This window comes from Paenibacillus sp. AR247, from assembly GCF_002968895.1.
GTDB lineage: Bacteria > Bacillota > Bacilli > Paenibacillales > Paenibacillaceae > Paenibacillus_AQ > Paenibacillus_AQ favisporus.
In genome coordinates, this window is record NZ_PCZT01000095.1 from 1 (window position 1) to 2,367 (window position 2,367).

Here is a 2,367-nt window from a genome sequence, read left to right on the forward strand (position 1 = left end):
GTCTGGCCTTCCCGGCTATAGCTGTACCCGATTCGCTCGGAACGGAATGATGCTCGTTTCCATCCCTCCGGAAAATTAGGCGAAATTTCGTACCGGCCATGCTGCAGCTTCGCTTGTATGCCGTACAACCCTTCGGTCACCGTTCTGGCAAACATGCTGGATGTATCAGTAAAGTCGACGCTTTTGCCCTCGTAGACGCACATGAAAGCTCCCGGTGACACATGGCGGGAGGTCGAGTCGTGAACAGCACCGAGCAATAGCTTATACCCCTCTTCCGCCTGCCCGATCCGAAAGTAGCTCAATGCCGCGTGCAGGACATCCGCATAATCGATGTCCCGGACGCTCCAAACGTAGGGCGCCCAATTGCTGTTCCATACGAGTTCTCCAACACCTTCGCTTGTTTCAATAGCTACGCGCTCGAGCACGTGCTTCGTATACTGCAGCGTCTGGTAAATTTGAAAATCGTCCAAAATGCCGGATTCGATCGTATGCACGATCGTCGGCAGACTGGCCGAAGGATGGACCAAATTAGCGCCGTATCCGTCTTGCGATTCCGCGATGTGTCCTTCCTGGACGAGCCACAGCCTGCCGTGCACCGCTTCGCGAATTTGCTGCGCGCGCCGGCGGTAAGGCGCCGGATCTTCGCCTAACTGCCCGGCCAGCTCCGCTGCACCTAAATGGGCACGGTAATTATAAGCGGAAGCTAAGGCGCAGCCCGCTCCCGATGCGAATACGCCGTCGCTGGCCCAATAGTTGGCGTAGTTTTCGTACAAGCCGTCGCCGTCAGCGTCAAAGCACCGCTGCTCCCAAGCCAGATGTCGTTTCAGCGCAGGGTACAGCTGTGCCGCAAACGTCCGGCCGCCCGTCCATTCCCACTCTGTTAACAGCTGGTCCATGAACACCTGCTGCATATCGTATTTGGCCGTCCCTTCCATGCCTTTCGTGTAAGGAATCATCCCTTCACTGACGAAAACGCTGCGGCCGCTTTGCCTGGTCAGCCCGAATTCGGGATCGGGCTCCGGCCCCCCGGTGCCTCCAGAGCTGCCATTGAGCTGCAGCTCGATAAAATGGCTGGCCTCCGCTTGTACTCGGTCATGCCAGCCGAGCTGAATGGGACCATACATGCTGCGCCAGCCCGACAACCGGCTGTTCCAGGACCACGCTCCGTGGGCGAACACCGGAGGCAGCCAGGCCGCTTCCAGCGCGGCACAAGCGGTTCGGAGCGCCGCGTTCAGGAGTTCGCTCGGCGTATCGACTGTCGCGGTTGTCGCAACCTGTTCGTAACAGGCGGAAGCTTCCTGGTACAATTGCTCTGCTGCGGAAACCTCGAGTGGAACGATCTCTGCTTCGCCGTAGCGAAGCACAATGTAATGCGATCTGCTCCAATCAGTATCCCCACTGCTTTGAAAGACGAGCAGCGGCCTCTTCGCAGACGAATCCATATCCGGTAACGGATTCTCCGGCATAGCACCGGATTCCCGCGGTCTCGTCCCGAAACCTTGTGGTGCCGATACTGGATCCGATGCATTAACCGCTCCGCCTTGAAACCACACCCGAGTTTCCATGGCGTTCTCCACATCAAATGTGCCGGGCATTGTCGTTTGTCCCGTGATCCGGCCTCCCTTCATCCAACCGGCGGACAGCTCGAAGCCGTCACCGTGTGCTTGGATCTTGTTCCCTTCGCAATCGACCGGTTTCAGCTCCGTCACTTCCTGAGGCGTGTAGCCGGGGTCCAGCGTCCTGGCGTGGGTCTGCCCGGACGCCCCGCCATATGCCGCCGTAACCGTTAATCCGTTCAGGCCACCGGTGGCGTCGATTTTTACCACCATGCCCGCTTCGGCCGCAAGTGGCATCACCTCAAGACGCAGCATTCCCCGCGGTCCAAGGATCGGGTCTGTCATCTCGTAGACCATCCGTGCCCCATCATATCTGGCTTCGACCCGAACGCATTCGCGCAGCGGCTTTATTGTCCTGCCGTCCCCGAGACCAAGCAGCAGCCGGCCGCCGTCGCCGGGCAGGAACATCATCGACTCGGGAAGGTCGCCGGCAAAGACGCGGAACCGTTTGCCTATATGCGGCAAGTAAGCACCGTACAACGCACGATTGTATACCTGAGACCCGTTTACAACCCGGAAAGCCCCGTCCATCGCTTGGTATGGCGAAGGGGTTCGGCCGGACAGATACGTTCTATTCGGCATGGGCGGCCGCTCCCTTCGCGGGCTCTTGCAAGCTGGCGTGATACGCCCGGTGCCTCTTCGTTTCAATGCCAGCCAGCAGTGCGATTCCGACGCCATACGTATCGTTAATCAGCCAGGACAGCCGCTCCTCATTTGTCCATTCCCTCCTCGGCACCTGTCCCTCGGTTGT

General features: G+C 59.0%; 2 protein-coding genes. Both read right to left on the bottom strand.

What is annotated here, in order from left to right; genetic code table 11:
- Positions 1-2,198, bottom strand: a 2,198-nt coding sequence (locus tag CPT76_RS36235; RefSeq protein WP_181153270.1) for a DUF4450 domain-containing protein, incomplete at its 3' end; no start/stop codon positions are given.
- A partial coding sequence (locus CPT76_RS38210) for a hypothetical protein (protein ID WP_181153271.1) occupies positions 2,188-2,367 on the bottom strand: 180 nt, incomplete at its 5' end. The genes CPT76_RS38210 and CPT76_RS36235, both read right to left, overlap by 11 nt.